The 15,671-nt window shown below is 46.2% G+C and carries 11 protein-coding genes; 8 read left to right on the forward strand and 3 right to left on the reverse strand.

Annotated elements, in window-relative coordinates:
* Positions 1-540: guanylate kinase (gene gmk / locus RDK53_RS03555; RefSeq protein WP_308513327.1), on the reverse strand; the 540-nt coding region annotated here is incomplete at its 3' end.
* Positions 541-561: 21 nt separating this feature from the next.
* On the reverse strand, positions 562-1,506 hold the full coding sequence (locus RDK53_RS03560; RefSeq protein ID WP_374041559.1) for a transaldolase: 945 nt from the start codon (positions 1,504-1,506) through the stop codon (positions 562-564).
* 297 nt (positions 1,507-1,803) lie between these two features.
* Between RDK53_RS03560 and carA the strand changes: the two genes are divergently transcribed.
* The 5 genes from carA (at position 1,804) to greA (ending at position 8,487) form a co-directional block, all read left to right on the forward strand.
* Positions 1,804-2,988, forward strand: a complete 1,185-nt coding sequence (carA, locus tag RDK53_RS03565; protein WP_308513329.1) for a glutamine-hydrolyzing carbamoyl-phosphate synthase small subunit — start codon at positions 1,804-1,806, stop codon at positions 2,986-2,988.
* A gap of 1 nt (position 2,989) precedes the next feature.
* Complete coding sequence (locus RDK53_RS03570; protein ID WP_308513330.1) at positions 2,990-3,583, forward strand: SIS domain-containing protein; 594 nt, start codon at positions 2,990-2,992, stop codon at positions 3,581-3,583.
* Between the two features lie 13 nt (positions 3,584-3,596).
* A complete protein-coding gene (gene carB / locus RDK53_RS03575) occupies positions 3,597-6,818 on the forward strand; it encodes a carbamoyl-phosphate synthase large subunit (protein WP_308513331.1) in 3,222 nt (1,073 codons plus the stop codon).
* Between the two features lie 48 nt (positions 6,819-6,866).
* Entirely contained in the window at positions 6,867-7,871 is a 1,005-nt protein-coding gene (locus tag RDK53_RS03580) for an ornithine carbamoyltransferase (protein WP_066593437.1), read from the forward strand.
* Positions 7,872-8,013: 142 nt separating this feature from the next.
* Positions 8,014-8,487 carry a transcription elongation factor GreA gene (greA, locus tag RDK53_RS03585; RefSeq protein WP_066593434.1) on the forward strand — a complete coding sequence of 158 codons (474 nt, stop codon included), beginning with the start codon at positions 8,014-8,016 and terminating at the stop codon, positions 8,485-8,487.
* A 66-nt stretch (positions 8,488-8,553) separates the two neighbouring features.
* Here greA and yhbY read toward each other — a convergent pair whose 3' ends face one another.
* A complete protein-coding gene (yhbY, locus tag RDK53_RS03590) occupies positions 8,554-9,084 on the reverse strand; it encodes a ribosome assembly RNA-binding protein YhbY (protein ID WP_308513332.1) in 531 nt (176 codons plus the stop codon).
* A 41-nt stretch (positions 9,085-9,125) separates the two neighbouring features.
* Between yhbY and RDK53_RS03595 the strand changes: the two genes are divergently transcribed.
* The 3 genes from RDK53_RS03595 (at position 9,126) to ftsH (ending at position 15,635) form a co-directional block, all read left to right on the forward strand.
* The gene (locus RDK53_RS03595; protein WP_308513333.1) at positions 9,126-9,770 is read left to right on the forward strand and encodes an RlmE family RNA methyltransferase; all 645 of its coding nucleotides are present in this window, start codon (positions 9,126-9,128) and stop codon (positions 9,768-9,770) included.
* Between the two features lie 151 nt (positions 9,771-9,921).
* On the forward strand, positions 9,922-13,383 hold the full coding sequence (gene dnaE / locus RDK53_RS03600; protein ID WP_308513334.1) for a DNA polymerase III subunit alpha: 3,462 nt from the start codon (positions 9,922-9,924) through the stop codon (positions 13,381-13,383).
* Between the two features lie 212 nt (positions 13,384-13,595).
* Positions 13,596-15,635, forward strand: a complete 2,040-nt coding sequence (ftsH, locus tag RDK53_RS03605) for an ATP-dependent zinc metalloprotease FtsH (RefSeq protein WP_308513335.1) — start codon at positions 13,596-13,598, stop codon at positions 15,633-15,635.
* Positions 15,636-15,671: the final 36 nt, after the last annotated feature.

Raw genomic sequence — 15,671 nt, forward strand, 5'->3', positions numbered from 1 at the left:
CTCATCAAGAGCCGTTTCAAAAACTTCATTAATTATAACGAACTGGAAGTCCTTAGCATGCACCATTTCAGCACCTGCACCCAACAGTCTGCGGGTAATAGTGTCTTCGGAGTCCTGTCCGCGCTTATGGAGCCTTTCCTCCAACGACTTGATGGAAGGAGGAAGGATAAAAATTGTTACCGCTTCAGGGAAGATATCTCTAACCTGAAAGGCGCCTTGCCAGTCGATTTCAAGAAGAACGTCGGTTCCTTCCTTCATTTTCTCTTCAATCCACTTTTTGCTGGTGCCGTAGTAGTTTCCGTGAACCAATGCGGATTCAAGGAATTCTCCTTTTTCTTTAGCTTCTAGAAATTTTTCAACGGTCGTGAAGTTGTATTCGCGGCCGTCGACTTCACCCGGACGCGGAGCGCGGGTCGTTGTAGAAATGGAAAGCTCAATGCCTTTAACTTTTTCTAACAGTGCATTGACCAAAGAGGACTTTCCGGCTCCGCTCGGTGCGGATACCAGAAAAAGGGAGCCCTTCATATCAGCTGGAAACATATCTTTCCTCAAATAAATAAATTAATCCTGCAGCGTTAAGAGCAATTCTTTCAGCTTTAAGGTATCGGCTACGAAAGCACAAATTCCTTCGTTAAGCTTTTCAGTTGCCATTTTGTCTGCGCACATTGTAAAGAGGAAATTAGCATGGCTGATTTCTTCGCATTTCAATGAAGGGACTGCTTCTTTGAAGATTCTCTGTTCGACCGGAGCAGAACAATTTTCCAACTCTGAAATTAAAGCAGGAGAAATGGTCAGTAAATCGCAGCCGGCAAGAGCAAGAATCTGTTCCTTATTTCTAAAGCTTGCTCCCATAATTTCTGTCTTAGACCCAACACCCTTGAGTCTTTCAAAAATTAATTTGACGCTCTTAACTCCGGGATCTTGTTCACCTTTGTTGGCTTCTTCATCCCAGTCAGCTCCGGCATTCTTTTTATGCCAGTCATATATGCGGCCGACAAAAGGTGAAATTAGAGTGGCTCCTGCTTGGGAAGCTATTTCTGCTTGCACGACGGAAAAAATTAACGTCAAGTTGCAGTGGATGTCTTCAGCCTGCAAAATCTTTGCTGCCTGCACTCCCTCCCAAGTAGCGGCGATCTTGATTAGTACTCTGTCAGGATCGACTCCGGCTTCTTTGTAAAGCGAAATCAGCTTTCTGGCTTTTTCAACAGTTTTGTCAGTATCGAAAGACAGGCGTGCATCGACTTCTGTCGAGACCCTTCCGCGGACGTATTTCAGAATTTCAGTTCCGAAGTTGACAAGAACTCTATCTGCAGCATCTTCAATATCTTTGCCTTCTTGAACTGCTCGAAGAAGTAATTTTTTATAAGCCGGGTTTTTCGCTGCTTTAAGAATAAGAGAAGGATTAGTAGTCGCATCCTGCGGTTGAATTTTGGCAATGGAGTCAATATCACCGGTGTCGGCAACAATAGTCGTGTACTGAGATAAAGCTTGTAACTGATTCATGATTATTTTGTCTTTTATCAAGATAGAAACCAATCTTTTAATTCTAAAACTTAGAGAAACTCTTTCAGTATGTCAGCAACAAAATTGGGTCTCTTACCGCCTCTCCCCGCTGGGAAAACGTGGAGTGATTAACATGCAAAGGTCTCGGGAAAATTCTTAGTCGAGAAAAAGGGTTAGGAGGGACCCATTGATATAATCGAAAGGTTTATAAGGCATCCCTATGTCCTATGAACTTTAACAAAATATTTTTATCCTGCGACCGGGACCGAAACGGCGTCTCGGTGGCATTACGGAGTCATGGTGAATAACAAATTAATTAATGACACCCGACCTGAAGCTGCCTTAGTGCTTGCGGACGGAGCTGTTTTTAAAGGAAGGTCTATCGGTGTTCCTGGTATGACGATTGGCGAAGTCGTTTTCAACACTGCAATGACCGGTTATCAAGAAATTCTCACGGATCCTTCTTACAAGGGTCAGCTCGTTACCCTCACTTATCCGCATATCGGCAATGTCGGCGTCAATCAGGACGATGCTGAATCCCGAACCATCTTTGCAAGCGGTTTGATTATCCGTGACGAATCTTCTGTAGTTTCTAATTGGAGAAGTCAGAGAAGTCTCGGAGAGTATTTGAAACAGCATGGAATTGTTTCTATTGCCGATATTGATACCCGACGTTTAACCCGTATTCTTCGTACTAAAGGGGCTCAACCCGGCTGCATTGTCGCAGCCTCAGAAGGAAAGCTCACGGACGAAGAGCTTGACGCAGCCCGCAAAGCTGCTGCCGATGCCCCCGTGATGAACGGTCAGGATTTGGCCAAAGTGGTGACAAGTGATTACCGATATCAATGGTCCGAGGGCACTTGGCAAATTGATAATGGCTGGGGACGCCCGGGCATGCGACACTTAGATGCCTATCCTTACCGAGTTGTTGCATGGGATTTCGGCATTAAAGAAAATATTCTTCGTTTGTTGGCCGATCGCGGCATCAAGGTCACCGTTGTGCCGGCTCAAACAACCTTCGAAGAAGCAATGGCATTAAACCCGGACGGGATCTTCTTATCTAACGGTCCCGGAGACCCTGCACCTTGTGACTACGCTATTGAAGTAGCGAAAAAAGCTATCGAAGCAAAACTTCCTTTATTCGGTATTTGCTTAGGTCATCAGATTCTTGGTCTGGCCTGCGGCGGAGACACTCGAAAGATGAAGTTCGGCCATCACGGAGCAAATCATCCTGTAGTTGATGTTAAAACCAATAAGGTATATATCACCAGCCAGAACCACGGCTTCATGGTCGACGAAAAAACGCTTCCGGCAAATGCCAAAGTTACCCATAAATCTTTGTTTGACGGTTCCCTGCAAGGTTTTGAACTGACAGATGCTCCCGTCTTCTGCTTCCAGGGACACCCTGAAGCCAGTCCCGGACCTCATGACATTCAAGATCTCTTTGATCGCTTCTTAGACCTTATTAAGCAGGCAAAAAATTAAGATGACAAGCCAGTTAGATACAGTCAAAACAGCGTTAGCTGAGGCAAAAGAGGCACTTGATAATCTCGTTGCAAATGAAAGTGTTCAGCAGGAGATTGTGAGAGCAGCTCAGGTAATGATTGAATCGCTCAAACACGGAGGAAAGATTCTCTCTTGCGGCAATGGAGGTTCTCTATGTGATTCCATGCACTTTGCTGAAGAACTTTCCGGTCGATTCCGCTTAGATCGCGACCCTATCGGAGCGGTATCTATGAACGACCCTTCGCATATGTCTTGTGTTGGTAACGACTACGGTTACGAAGAAGTCTTCTCTCGCTACTTGAGAGCTGTCGGTAGAAAAGGTGATGTTCTTCTCGCCATCACTACCAGCGGTACAAGTAAAAACGTGGTAAGAGCCGCCGAAGAAGCCCGTAAGCTCGGGATCAAGGTCGTTGCTTTAACAGGAAAGCCTGACAGTCAGATTTGCAGATTGGCTGATGTCGCTGTCGTAACTCCCGGCGGACGATTCGCCGACAGAGTTCAGGAACTGCATATTAAGGTCATTCACATTCTTATCGAATTAATCGAAGGCGGATTAGCCTCAGCAAAGAATTAAGGAATAGAAAATTATGCCAAAGCGCACAGACATTAAAGCTATTCTTATCATCGGTGCCGGTCCTATTGTGATCGGCCAAGCCTGTGAGTTCGACTATTCAGGTGCTCAGGCTTGTAAAGCTTTAAGAGAAGAGGGCTATCGAGTTATTTTGGTCAACAGCAATCCGGCGACCATTATGACTGACCCTCAGACAGCCGATGCAACTTATATCGAACCGATTACTCCGGCTGTCTTAGAGAAAATTATTGAAAAAGAAAGACCGGATGCCATTCTCCCGACCATGGGCGGTCAGACAGCATTGAACTGCGCCATGGAACTTTCTAAATCCGGTGTTTTGGAAAAATACGGCATCGAACTTATTGGTGCTTCTCCGGCCGCTATTGAAAAGGCCGAAGATCGTTTGAAATTTAAAGAAGCGATGGATAAGCTCGGTCTCGGAAGCGCCCGCTCCGGAATCGCTTACTCCTTGGACGAAGCTCTTAAGGTTCAATCCAAGATCGGATTCCCTGCCATTATCCGTCCGAGTTTTACACTCGGAGGCTCCGGCGGCGGAATTGCTTACAACATGGAAGAGTTCGTGCAGATTTGCACACGCGGGTTGGAATTGTCTCCGACTCACGAACTTTTGATTGAAGAGTCTCTTCTCGGTTGGAAAGAGTATGAGATGGAAGTCGTCCGCGATTCTAAGGATAACTGCATAATCGTTTGTTCCATTGAAAACTTAGATCCGATGGGAATTCACACCGGTGACTCTATTACCGTTGCCCCGGCCCAAACGCTGACTGATAAGGAATATCAGATCATGCGTGACGCCTCTATCGCCATCCTTCGGGAAATCGGTGTAGACACCGGCGGATCTAACGTTCAGTTCGCAGTCAATCCCAAAGACGGCCGCTTGGTTGTCATCGAAATGAATCCTCGTGTTTCCCGCTCTTCCGCTTTAGCATCTAAAGCAACCGGGTTCCCGATTGCTAAGATCGCAGCGAAATTAGCCGTCGGTTATACCTTGGATGAACTGAAAAACGATATCACCGGCGGTTTAACTCCGGCATCTTTCGAGCCGACTATTGACTATGTCGTCGTCAAAGCTCCTCGTTTTGCTTTTGAAAAATTCCCGAAAGCAGATAAGCGCTTGACTACGCAAATGAAGTCCGTCGGTGAAGTCATGGCCATCGGCCGTACTTTCCAAGAATCTCTCCAAAAAGCATTGAGAGGCTTGGAAACAGGTAAAGACGGGCTTAATGAGATTTCAACCGACAGAACAACCATCCATCACGAAATCAGCGAACCCGGACCTGAAAGATTATGGTATTTGGCAGATGCTTTCCGTCTCGGCTACAGCGTCACCGATGCCTACCACGCGACAAAGATCGACCCGTGGTTCCTCGCTCAGATTAAAGAATTGGTAGATATCGAAGGAAGAATCAAAGAAACTTCTTTGGATCAGATTACCAAAGACGAAATGTACTTCTTGAAGAGAAAAGGATTCTCTGACAGAAGACTGGCTAAGCTTCTTAATGTTAAAGAAGACGATGTCAGAAACTATCGCCATTCTTTGGGCATTCGCCCCGTTTACAAGCGTGTTGATACTTGTGCCGGAGAATTCCCGACGGATACCGCTTACATGTACTCCACTTACGAGGAAGAAAATGAAGCGAATCCGACAAACCGCCGCAAGATCATGGTGCTCGGCGGCGGTCCTAACAGAATCGGACAAGGTATCGAATTCGATTACTGCTGCGTACACGCCGCAATGGCTCTCCGCGAAGACGGCTATGAGACCATCATGGTCAACTGCAATCCGGAAACAGTCTCTACTGACTACGATACCAGCGACAGACTCTATTTCGAACCCGTCACTCTCGAAGATGTCTTGGAGATTATCAATATCGAAAAACCAGAAGGCGTTATCGTTCAGTACGGCGGACAAACTCCGCTGAAATTGGCTCGTGCTCTGGAAGCTAACGGCGTCAAGATTATCGGAACAACACCTGACTCCATCGATATTGCTGAGGACCGTGAGAGGTTCCAGCATCTTCTCCAGCAATTGGGGCTTCGTCAGCCGCCTAACAGAACGGCTAGAACCGAAGATGAGGCTATCAGAATGGCTGAAGAAATCGGCTATCCCCTCGTCGTTCGTCCAAGTTACGTTCTCGGCGGCCGGGCCATGGATATCGTTCATGAAAGAAGCTCTCTTGAACGTTACATGAGAGAAGCTATTAAGGTTACTTTTGATTCTCCGGTGCTTCTCGATAGATTCCTGGATGACGCAGTCGAAATGGACATTGATGCGGTCTCAGACGGCAATGAAGTAAGAATCGGCGGCGTAATGCAGCATATCGAACAGGCAGGCGTCCACTCCGGTGACTCCGCTTGCTCCATTCCTCCGTATTCTTTAGATCCGAAGATTGTGGAGGAAGTTAAGCGTCAGACTCGCGTTATGGCAAAAGCACTGAATGTGGTTGGATTGATGAATGTTCAATTTGCCATTCAGAATGCCTTTACCGACCATCCGGAAATTTATGTTCTTGAGGTCAATCCGAGAGCTTCCAGAACCGTTCCCTTTGTTTCTAAATCTACCGGCCAGCAGCTAGCCAAAATTGCAGCCCGTTGCATGGTCGGTCAGACATTAGAAGAACAGGGCAAGCCGGTTGAAGTCGAACTGGACCACTACAGCGTTAAAGAGGCCGTATTCCCGTTTGCCAAGTTCTTGGGCGTTGATCCGGTTCTTGGGCCGGAAATGAGGTCTACCGGTGAGGTAATGGGTGTTGGTCAGTCTTTCGGACAGGCTTTGTTTAAGAGCCAGTTAGGAGCTGACTCTGCCATCCCTCGTTCCGGAACGGTGTTTATTTCCGTTAAGGATTCGGACAAACCTCGTTTGCCGGAATTGGCCAGACAATTTACCGAAGCCGGATATAAGCTTGTTGCTACAAGAGGAACGGCTAAAGTAATTCAGGATTCCGGTTATAAGTGCGAAATCGTGAATAAGGTTTCCGAAGGCCGTCCGAACGTTGTGGACGAATTGAAGAACGGCACAATTCAAATGGTTATTGCCGTCGCCGCTGAAAATACCACTGAAATTGCGGATGCTTCCGCAATCCGTATTGCGAGCCTATCGAACCATGTGACTTTCTACACCGCCATGGCTAACGCATTAGCTGTAGTAGAAGGTATTCGCCATATGCACGAGCAGGATGTTTACTCCTTGCAGGAATTGCATAAGGACAGACTTTAATTTTTGTTAATCGAGGATGCTCTTGCGTCCTCAAAAGAGGATATACCCATGCCATCAAGTTTAAAGAACCGCAGCTTATTGAGCCTGGTAAACCACACACCGGCTGAAATTGATTATCTTATTGAATTGGCAGCTGATTTAAAGCGTGCAAAAAGAGCAGGGACTGAAGTCAGACAGTTAACCGGCAAGAGCATCGCTTTGATTTTTGAAAAAACATCTACTCGTACAAGAAGCGCTTTTGAGGTTGCTGCCTACGATCAAGGCGCCCACACAACCTTCTTTGACCCGTCCGTCTCTCAGATCGGCCATAAAGAAAGTATTAAAGATTCCGCCCGTGTTCTCGGTTCTATGTATGACGCCATCGAATACAGAGGCTTTTCTCAGGAAGTTGTTGAAGAATTAGCTGAGTACTCAGGCGTTCCTGTCTTTAACGGTTTGACCGATGAATGGCATCCGACTCAGATGCTCTGCGATCTGTTGACAATGAAAGAAACTTGCCAGAAACCATGGAAGAAGATTAGCTTCGCTTATCTTGGCGATGCCAGATTCAACACCGGCAATTCTTTGCTGATGATCGGAGCGAAGATGGGGATGGATGTAAGAATCGGTGCTCCTAAGGAATATTGGCCGAACGAAGAACTCTTGGCTTTGTGCCAGAGCTTTGCGGAAGCATCCGGCGCCAGAATTCTTTTGACTGAAGATCCTGTCGAAGCCGTCCGCGGTGTTGACTTCATTCACACTGATATTTGGGTTTCGATGGGCGAACCGAAAGAAGTTTGGGACGAAAGAATTAAAGCTCTTCTTCCATACCAAGTTAACCGCCAATTGATGGAAGCTTCCGGCAATCCGGATGTTAAATTCATGCATTGCCTGCCGGCTTATCACAACACTGAAACAAAGGTTGGCAAATCCGTTATCGAAGCTTATCCGGAACTCAAGGACGGGATCGAAGTCACGGAAGAAGTATTTGAGTCTCCTGCTTCTATCGTGTTCCAGCAAGCTGGCAACAGACTTCCGACAATTAAAGCTGTGCTCGTTTCTTCTTTAGCATAGTTAACAATTTTTAACGGCTTCTCCTTTTTGGGGAAGCCGGTTTCATTTTCTCAGGCTCAACTCTCCAAAGAATGGTTTAATATTGGGCTATCGAAAATATAAGAACTGGGCGATTGACGCCCAAATTTTTTGGAAAACGAAAATGCCTATACCAATTACCGTAAGAGGAGCTCAGTTGTTGAAGGCAGAACTCAACAGACTGAAGACCCAGGATCGTCCCGCTGTTGTTCAGGCGATTGCGGAGGCCCGTGAGAAGGGCGACCTCTCTGAAAATGCCGAGTACGATGCAGCTAGAGAGTCTCAGGCTTTTATTGAAGGAAGAATTGCTGAGTTAGAGAGCAAAATCTCTCAGTTTCAGATTATTGATCCGGCAGCTTTGGAAGGAACGGAAAAAGTCGTATTCAGTGCTACCGTTACCATTGAAGACGTTGAAACCGGTATTCAACAGCGTTTCCAAATCGTCGGTAATGATGAAAGTGATACAAAGAACAATCGCATCTCTATTGCCAGTCCGATTGCACGCGCAATGATTGGCAAGACAATCGGCGATGTAGCTGAGGTTCAAGCTCCGGGCGGAGTCAGCGAATACGAAATCATTGACATCGAATATATCTAGGCAATTGAGATTCACGCAAATGAAAACGGCATTCACTCGAATGCCGTTTCGTTTAGGTTAAAGAAATTATTTAGAGAAGCCTTTTCTGGCTAGCCGTTTTCCAAGAGGAGTCCCTTTTTCGCCGACGGCTTTAACCTGTCCCTTCGGAGTTTTGCCTTTCTTTACCGTGGAGGCCCAGGGCAGACTCTTTGCTTTGCCTTTCTTTTCAGCCTGAATGATTTCAGTCAAACGTTTCCTTTGGTTTCTGGCCTTAGCGCCGGTTTTTCTTTCTTTTTTCTCTGCCGGGGCTTTTTCGGCCGGCGCTTCTTTTTTGTCTTTATCCGGGTTCGGACGATAAAGAACAAAAAGTTTGCCGATCAATTGGACTTTTGCAGCGCCTAATTCTTCTGCTAATGTTTCGTAGATTTCTACACGTTCTTCGCGATCATCGCTGGGTACACGAACCTTGATCAGTTCATGAGCATCGAGGGCACGGCTAACTTCTTTTTTTACTGCTTCTGTCAGGCCGGAGGCACCGAGTAAAACTACAGGGTCTAAATGGTGAGCAGCCGCCCGAAGTGTGATACGCTCATCGCGAGGTAACTTTAATTGTGCCATGATAGTCACATCTCCTATGAATTTTTTTAGAGTGTAAACCGATGCCTGTCTCAGAAAAAAAACTTCGATCTAATCCTGCCTGGATTAAACGTCATATCAATGATCCTTTTGTAAAGCAGTCAGTAAAAGACGGTTATCGGGCACGCTCTGTCTATAAATTAATTGAACTTAATGATAAAGATAAAATCATTAAAAAAGGAATGACGGTTGTCGATTTGGGAGCCGCTCCAGGGTCTTGGAGTCAAGTTGTCAAAGAAAAACTCATGGGTTCTGACGGAAAAATTCAAGGACGCGCCATCGCTTTGGATATTCTGCCGATGGACCCAATCGAAGGAGTGAACTTTATTCAGGGAGACTTCCGTGAACAGGAAGTTGCAGATCAGCTTACCGAACTTCTTCAAGGAGAAAAAGTTGATGTTGTACTTTCTGACATGGCCCCGAATCTTTCCGGCGTGGCAGCTGCAGACGCCGCACGTTGTTTGCTTCTGAACGAATTGGCACTCGATTTTGCCAAAGAAAATCTTAAGAAAAACGGAACGTTTGTCTGTAAAGTATTCCAAGGAAGCGGATACTCTCAATTCGTAGAACAATGCAAGAAGTTGTTTAAGAAGGTTGCTTCTCGTAAGCCGGAAGCGTCCAGAACTTCTTCTGCGGAAGTTTATATCGTTGCGCGGGACTTAAAGTAACTAGACCTTAGCAGCCTGACGGCCGGCATTGACGCCGGCTTTTTGCTTATCGCTGAGTCGTTTACCTTGTCGGATCGATTTTGCTAAACTCCTTTTCCTAAGTAAAAGCTACTCTTTTCTTCATTCTCCATCTTCATTGGATTTTTGTTTTATGAGCCAAGATTTCGTTCATCTGCGCATGCATTCGGAGTATTCCTTTCGCGACAGTACCATTCGCCTGAAACAGGTGGTACATAAAGCGACGGCCGCAGGAATGAAAGCTTTAGCATGTACGGATGCAGGATCAATTTTCGGCGGCGTTACCTTTTATAAGGCTTGTCTGGGGCAAGGTTTAAAACCAATTATCGGTGTAGATGCATGGATAAGGAACCCATCGGACGCTCATCATCCGTCCAAACTTCTTTTGCTTTGTGCAAATGCACACGGTTATCACACCCTTTGTGACTTGCTGACAAAAGCTTGGTTAGAAAATCAGGTTGATGAAAAAGGGCTGATTGAAGAAGAATGGCTGACGGAAGAAAACTGCGAAGGGCTTATTGCTATTTCCGGATTTCATGAAGGCGCAATCGGACGTTCTTTACTGAACAATAAAAATTTCTCGGCAGAAGAAGAAGCGGAAAAACTTCACTCTATTTTCAAAGACCGGCTTTATCTTGAACTTCAAAGAGCAGGGCGCAAGTTTGATGAGGAGCTAGTCACCGAGACGATTAAACTGGCAAATAAGCTAAAGCTTCCCGTGGTCGCCACGCATCCTATTCAGTTCCAAGAAGCCGACGGATATCTTGATCACGAGATCCGCTGTTGCATTGCTCAGGGGACAACGCTGGCTAATCCTAATCGAGTAAAAGAATATACGGAAGAACAGTATTTCAAAACCAAAGAAGAAATGCTGGAGCTCTTTAAAGACATCCCCAGTGCGATTGAAAATACCGTTGAAATAGCCAAACGCTGCAATTTCATGATGAAACTCGGTAAGCCCCAGCTTCCGTTGTTCGAAACGCCTGACGGGATTTCTTTAGACGACTACATGGCGCAGCTTTCCAGAGAAGGCCTGGAAATGCGCTTGAAGATTCTCTATCCGGATGAGGCTAAGAGAGACACTGAAAGACCAAGATATGTTGAGCGCCTAGAAAGAGAAATCGGCGTTATTCAAAAGATGGGTTTTTCCGGTTACTTCCTTATCGTTCAGGACTTCATCCGTTGGGCTAAAAGTCACGGCTGTCCGGTCGGTCCGGGCCGCGGATCCGGAGCCGGCTCTCTGGTTGCTTTTTGCTTGGAAATTACGGACTTGGATCCTCTCGAATTCAGTTTGCTGTTTGAGCGATTCTTGAATCCTGAACGCGTCTCCATGCCTGACTTTGACGTGGACTTTTGCCAGAATAACCGCGGCCGAGTGATCGAATATGTAAAACAGAAATACGGTTCTGATGCGGTGAGCCAGATCGCGACATTCGGTACCATGGCGGCAAAAGGTGTTATCAAGGATGTCGGCCGTGTTCTTGACTTTCCCTATAACCAATGCGACTTACTGACACGTCATATTCCTTCTAATCCCGGGCAGCAAGTTTCTTTGGAACAGGCCATTGAAAGTGAACCCGAATTCAAAGCCATTATCAGCAACTCTCCCGAGCTAAAACCTTTAGTAGCTTCTGCTATTAAGCTCGAAGGCTTGTGCCGAAATATCGGTATTCATGCCGGTGGCGTGCTGATTGCCCCGGGAAAACTCACCGACTTTTGTCCGCTTTATGCCGCTGATATGCTTCCGGAAAACGTCATCAGTATGTATGACAAAAAGGGAGTGGAAGAAGTCGGTCTGGTTAAGTTTGACTTCCTTGGTTTAACCACTCTTACCATTGTGGCAAGAGCATTGGATTACATCGAAAAAAATACGGGCAAACGTCCTGATATCGAACATTTGCAGCCAACGGATAAGAAGGTTTACGACAAAATCTTTAAACCTGCGGATACCGCGATGGTATTCCAGTTTGAATCACCGGGCATGCGCGACATTATGGTCCGTTCCGTTCCGACTAAGCTTTCTGACCTTATCGCTCTGAATGCTCTTTATCGCCCGGGTCCGATGGCTTTGGCAGATGACTTTATTGAGCTCAGAAAAGGCGGCGAGAAGAAGCCGGAGTATGCAGATGATCGACTGATTCCTGTTTTGGAAGAAACGGTCGGAATCATGATTTATCAGGAACAGGTGATGCAGGTCGCGCAGATTATCGCCGGCTATTCACTTGGCGGTGCTGATATTCTTCGCCGTGCCATGGGTAAGAAAGATGCTGCGGAAATGGAACGGCAGTCTAAGATTTTCTTGGAAGGAGCTGTCAAGAACGGGGTAAAAGAAGAGGTAGCCGAAGAGCTCTTCAATAAGATGAGGAAGTTCGCGGAATACGGTTTCAACAAGTCTCACGCTGCTGCTTACTCTTACGTGGCTTACCAAACCGCGTGGCTTAAATGCTATTACCCGGCAGAATTTATTGCCGCTAACCTTTGTGAAGTCATGTTGAACTCCACGAAGTTATTTGATTACATAGCAGATGCCCAACGTCATGGCATAAAGGTTCTGCCGGTCGATATTAACGCAAGCGAGTTTTACTTTACCGCTCCTGATTCCAAGACTATTCGTTTTGGAATGGGCGCATTGAAAGGCATGGGAGAGGGCCCGGCCAATGCGATTGTGGAAGAGAGAACCAAGAACGGTCCTTTCAAAGACATGGAAGATCTGGTCAGCCGATTGGGAACTAAAGTTATGTCTCGAAAGGTTTTGGAAGTTCTGAGTACGATTGGAGCGTTCGATTCAATCGATCCGAACCGCAGAATGTGGCTGGAAAACGTTCCGCAGATTTATCGGTCGGCTCAAGAAAATGAAGAAAATGCCGATCAGATGGGTTTGTTCGGGGAAGAAAGCTCTGAGATGAGCACCGAGTTGGTTCAGTACAAGCCCTGGGACACGCTCGAGAGAATGAAGAAAGAAAAGAGCATCATCGGTTTCTTCTTTACCGGCTCTCCGATGGATGCTTGCCGGGAAGAAATCAAAGACCATTTCGGCGGTCTGACCATTAAAGAATGTCCTCTGGATACTCAAACCAAGTTCAGTAACTTTAAAGGCTTCGGAGTAGTTTCCAGCATCAATTTCGGTGTCAGTAAAACCGGCAACCACTTCTGTAAATTAAATATCGATGACGGATTGCATCGTTACGAAATGAGAACTTCGCAGGAACTCTATGAGTTCTGCAAGAAAGAGGTTTCAGTCGATGAAGTGTATATGGTCGAAGGAACGGTCGTCTACAACGATCAATCTAATGTTTTCTCTTGGAATCTGAAATCCATGCGTCCGATTAGTGAAATCAGAGCATCTCACGGAGCGAAGCTGCAGCTGGTTCTAGATAAAAAGGGAAAAATGAGCGAGTTAAAAGCACTGATTGAAGAACTTTCCGTTCATCCGTCTTCTTTGAGAACTACTCCGATTGAAATTAAAGTAAGAGAAGGTGACACAGAAGTCTGCATCCCGTTGCCGGCCAACTTCTCTGCGCTATTATCAGGAGCGAACCTTTCAAAAGTTGAAAACTCGGATTTGATAAAACAGGCGAAGATTAACTATAAGTAGTTTGCAAAAATTCATCTCCTAATTCGAGGCTGGATCTTGAAAAAGCCTCGAACAACCACAACATAATTACAAGTGGGATATTTCTTGCTTTGTGTTGATAGATAGAATTTTTCGATAATGTTATTGTCATAATCTTTTGTTAGTTTTTGATGTAACGATTGAATATCTTCATTAAATCGAAGCAAGCAAGCTTCATTGTTTGAGGTGAAACTTTGAATAATAAAAATTTATTTGCGAAGGCAGCTATCTGGATTGTCATCGCTTTTGTGTTGTTTACCGTCTTCAAGCAGTTTGACGGCGCAAAACGCCTTGCGTCCTCTGAGCAGACTACAAGCTACACCCAATTTATGGATGAAGCTAAAGACGGCAAGATTAAACGTGTCGACGTCCAAGGAAGAACTCTTACAGTAACCCCCGTGGAGGGAGCCTCTTATAAGATTACGGCTCCGGGAGATCTCTGGATGGTCGAAGATCTCAGAAAGGCAGGAGTCCAGGTTTACGGACAGCCGGATGAGGAACAGAGCTTCTTAGCGACTCTCTTTATTTCTTGGTTCCCAATGCTTCTCTTGATCGGCGTGTGGATTTTCTTCATGCGTCAGATGCAAGGCGGCGGAAAAGGCGGTGCCTTCAGCTTTGGTAAGTCCAAGGCTCGAATGCTCGACAGCACCAACAATAATATTACCTTTGCTGATGTCGCCGGCTGCGATGAGGCAAAAGAGGAGGTTACGGAGCTTGTAGACTTCCTAAAAGACCCGACCAAGTATCAAAGGCTCGGTGGAAGAATTCCCCGCGGTGTTCTTTTGGTTGGCTCTCCCGGTACAGGTAAAACGTTATTGGCAAAAGCTATCGCCGGTGAAGCAAAGGTTCCGTTCTTTACGATTTCCGGCTCTGATTTCGTGGAAATGTTCGTCGGTGTGGGTGCCGCTCGTGTCCGCGATATGTTTGAAAATGCTAAGAAGAATTCTCCCTGTATCATCTTCATTGATGAAATTGATGCGGTCGGCCGTCAGAGAGGTGCCGGTTTAGGCGGCGGCAACGATGAAAGAGAACAGACACTTAACCAGATGCTTGTGGAAATGGACGGCTTCGATACCGGTTCCGGTGTTATCGTCATTGCTGCAACAAACCGTCCTGACGTTTTGGATCCGGCTTTATTGCGTCCGGGCCGTTTCGACAGACAAGTTGTAGTTCCGCTTCCTGATATCCGTGGCCGTGAGCAGATTTTGAAAGTTCACATGAGAAAAATTCCTGTCGGTGCTGATGTGGACGAAGAAATTCTTGCCCGTGGAACCCCCGGGTTCTCCGGCGCTGACTTGGCTAACCTTGTTAACGAAGCTGCCTTGTTCGCTGCACGCAGAAACGGTAAAGTCGTGGCCATGGAAGACTTCGAACGCGCCAAAGATAAAATCATGATGGGTGCCGAAAGAAAAGGCATGGCCATGAACGAGGAAGAGCGCAAAAATACGGCTTACCATGAAAGCGGACACGCTTTGGTTGCCCGTTTAATGCCGAAGAGCGACCCTGTTCATAAAGTTACGATTATTCCGCGCGGAAGAGCTCTTGGTTTGACCATGCAGCTTCCGGCAGAAGACCACTACTCTTACGATAAGCAGTATTTGCTTACTCGTATTGCCATTCTTTTCGGCGGCCGTATTGCTGAAGAGGTCTTTATGCATCAAATGACTACAGGTGCCTCTAATGACTTCGAAAGAGCGACTCAGATGGCTCGCGATATGGTTATGAGATACGGCATGAGCGATGCTTTGGGGCCAATGGTTTACGCAGAAAACGAAAACGAAGTTTTCTTGGGACGCTCTGTTACTCAGACTAAGCATGTTTCTGAAGAAACAATGCGCAAGGTTGATGCTGAAGTTCGCCGCATTATCGATGAACAGTATGCGATTGCCAGAAAGCTTATCGAAGAAAACCAAGATAAGATGCACAAAATGGCCAAAGCCCTTTTGGAATGGGAAACTATTGACGCTGCACAGATTGACGACATTATGGACGGAAGAGATCCGAGACCCCCTAAACAGCTTCACAAAAAAGCTGCTAAGAAGGATGACGATGTTATTGATGCTGAAGCAACCGAAATCAAAGAGCCCGTATCTGAAGCTTCTTCTGAGACTGTTTCTGAAACTCCTGCGGCTTCTGGAGCCGGAGAGGAGAAAAAGCCTGAGGCTTCTGATGCACCGAAGTCAGCAATTGAAGAGCTGGCTGACGATGATAAAAAAGATCAGCCGAACAAGTAAAATTGTCTTAACTTAGATTCAGGAGGCTGCTAAGGC

Origin of the sequence: uncultured Turicimonas sp., assembly GCF_902477955.1 — a bacterium.
Classification (GTDB): domain Bacteria; phylum Pseudomonadota; class Gammaproteobacteria; order Burkholderiales; family Burkholderiaceae_F; genus Turicimonas.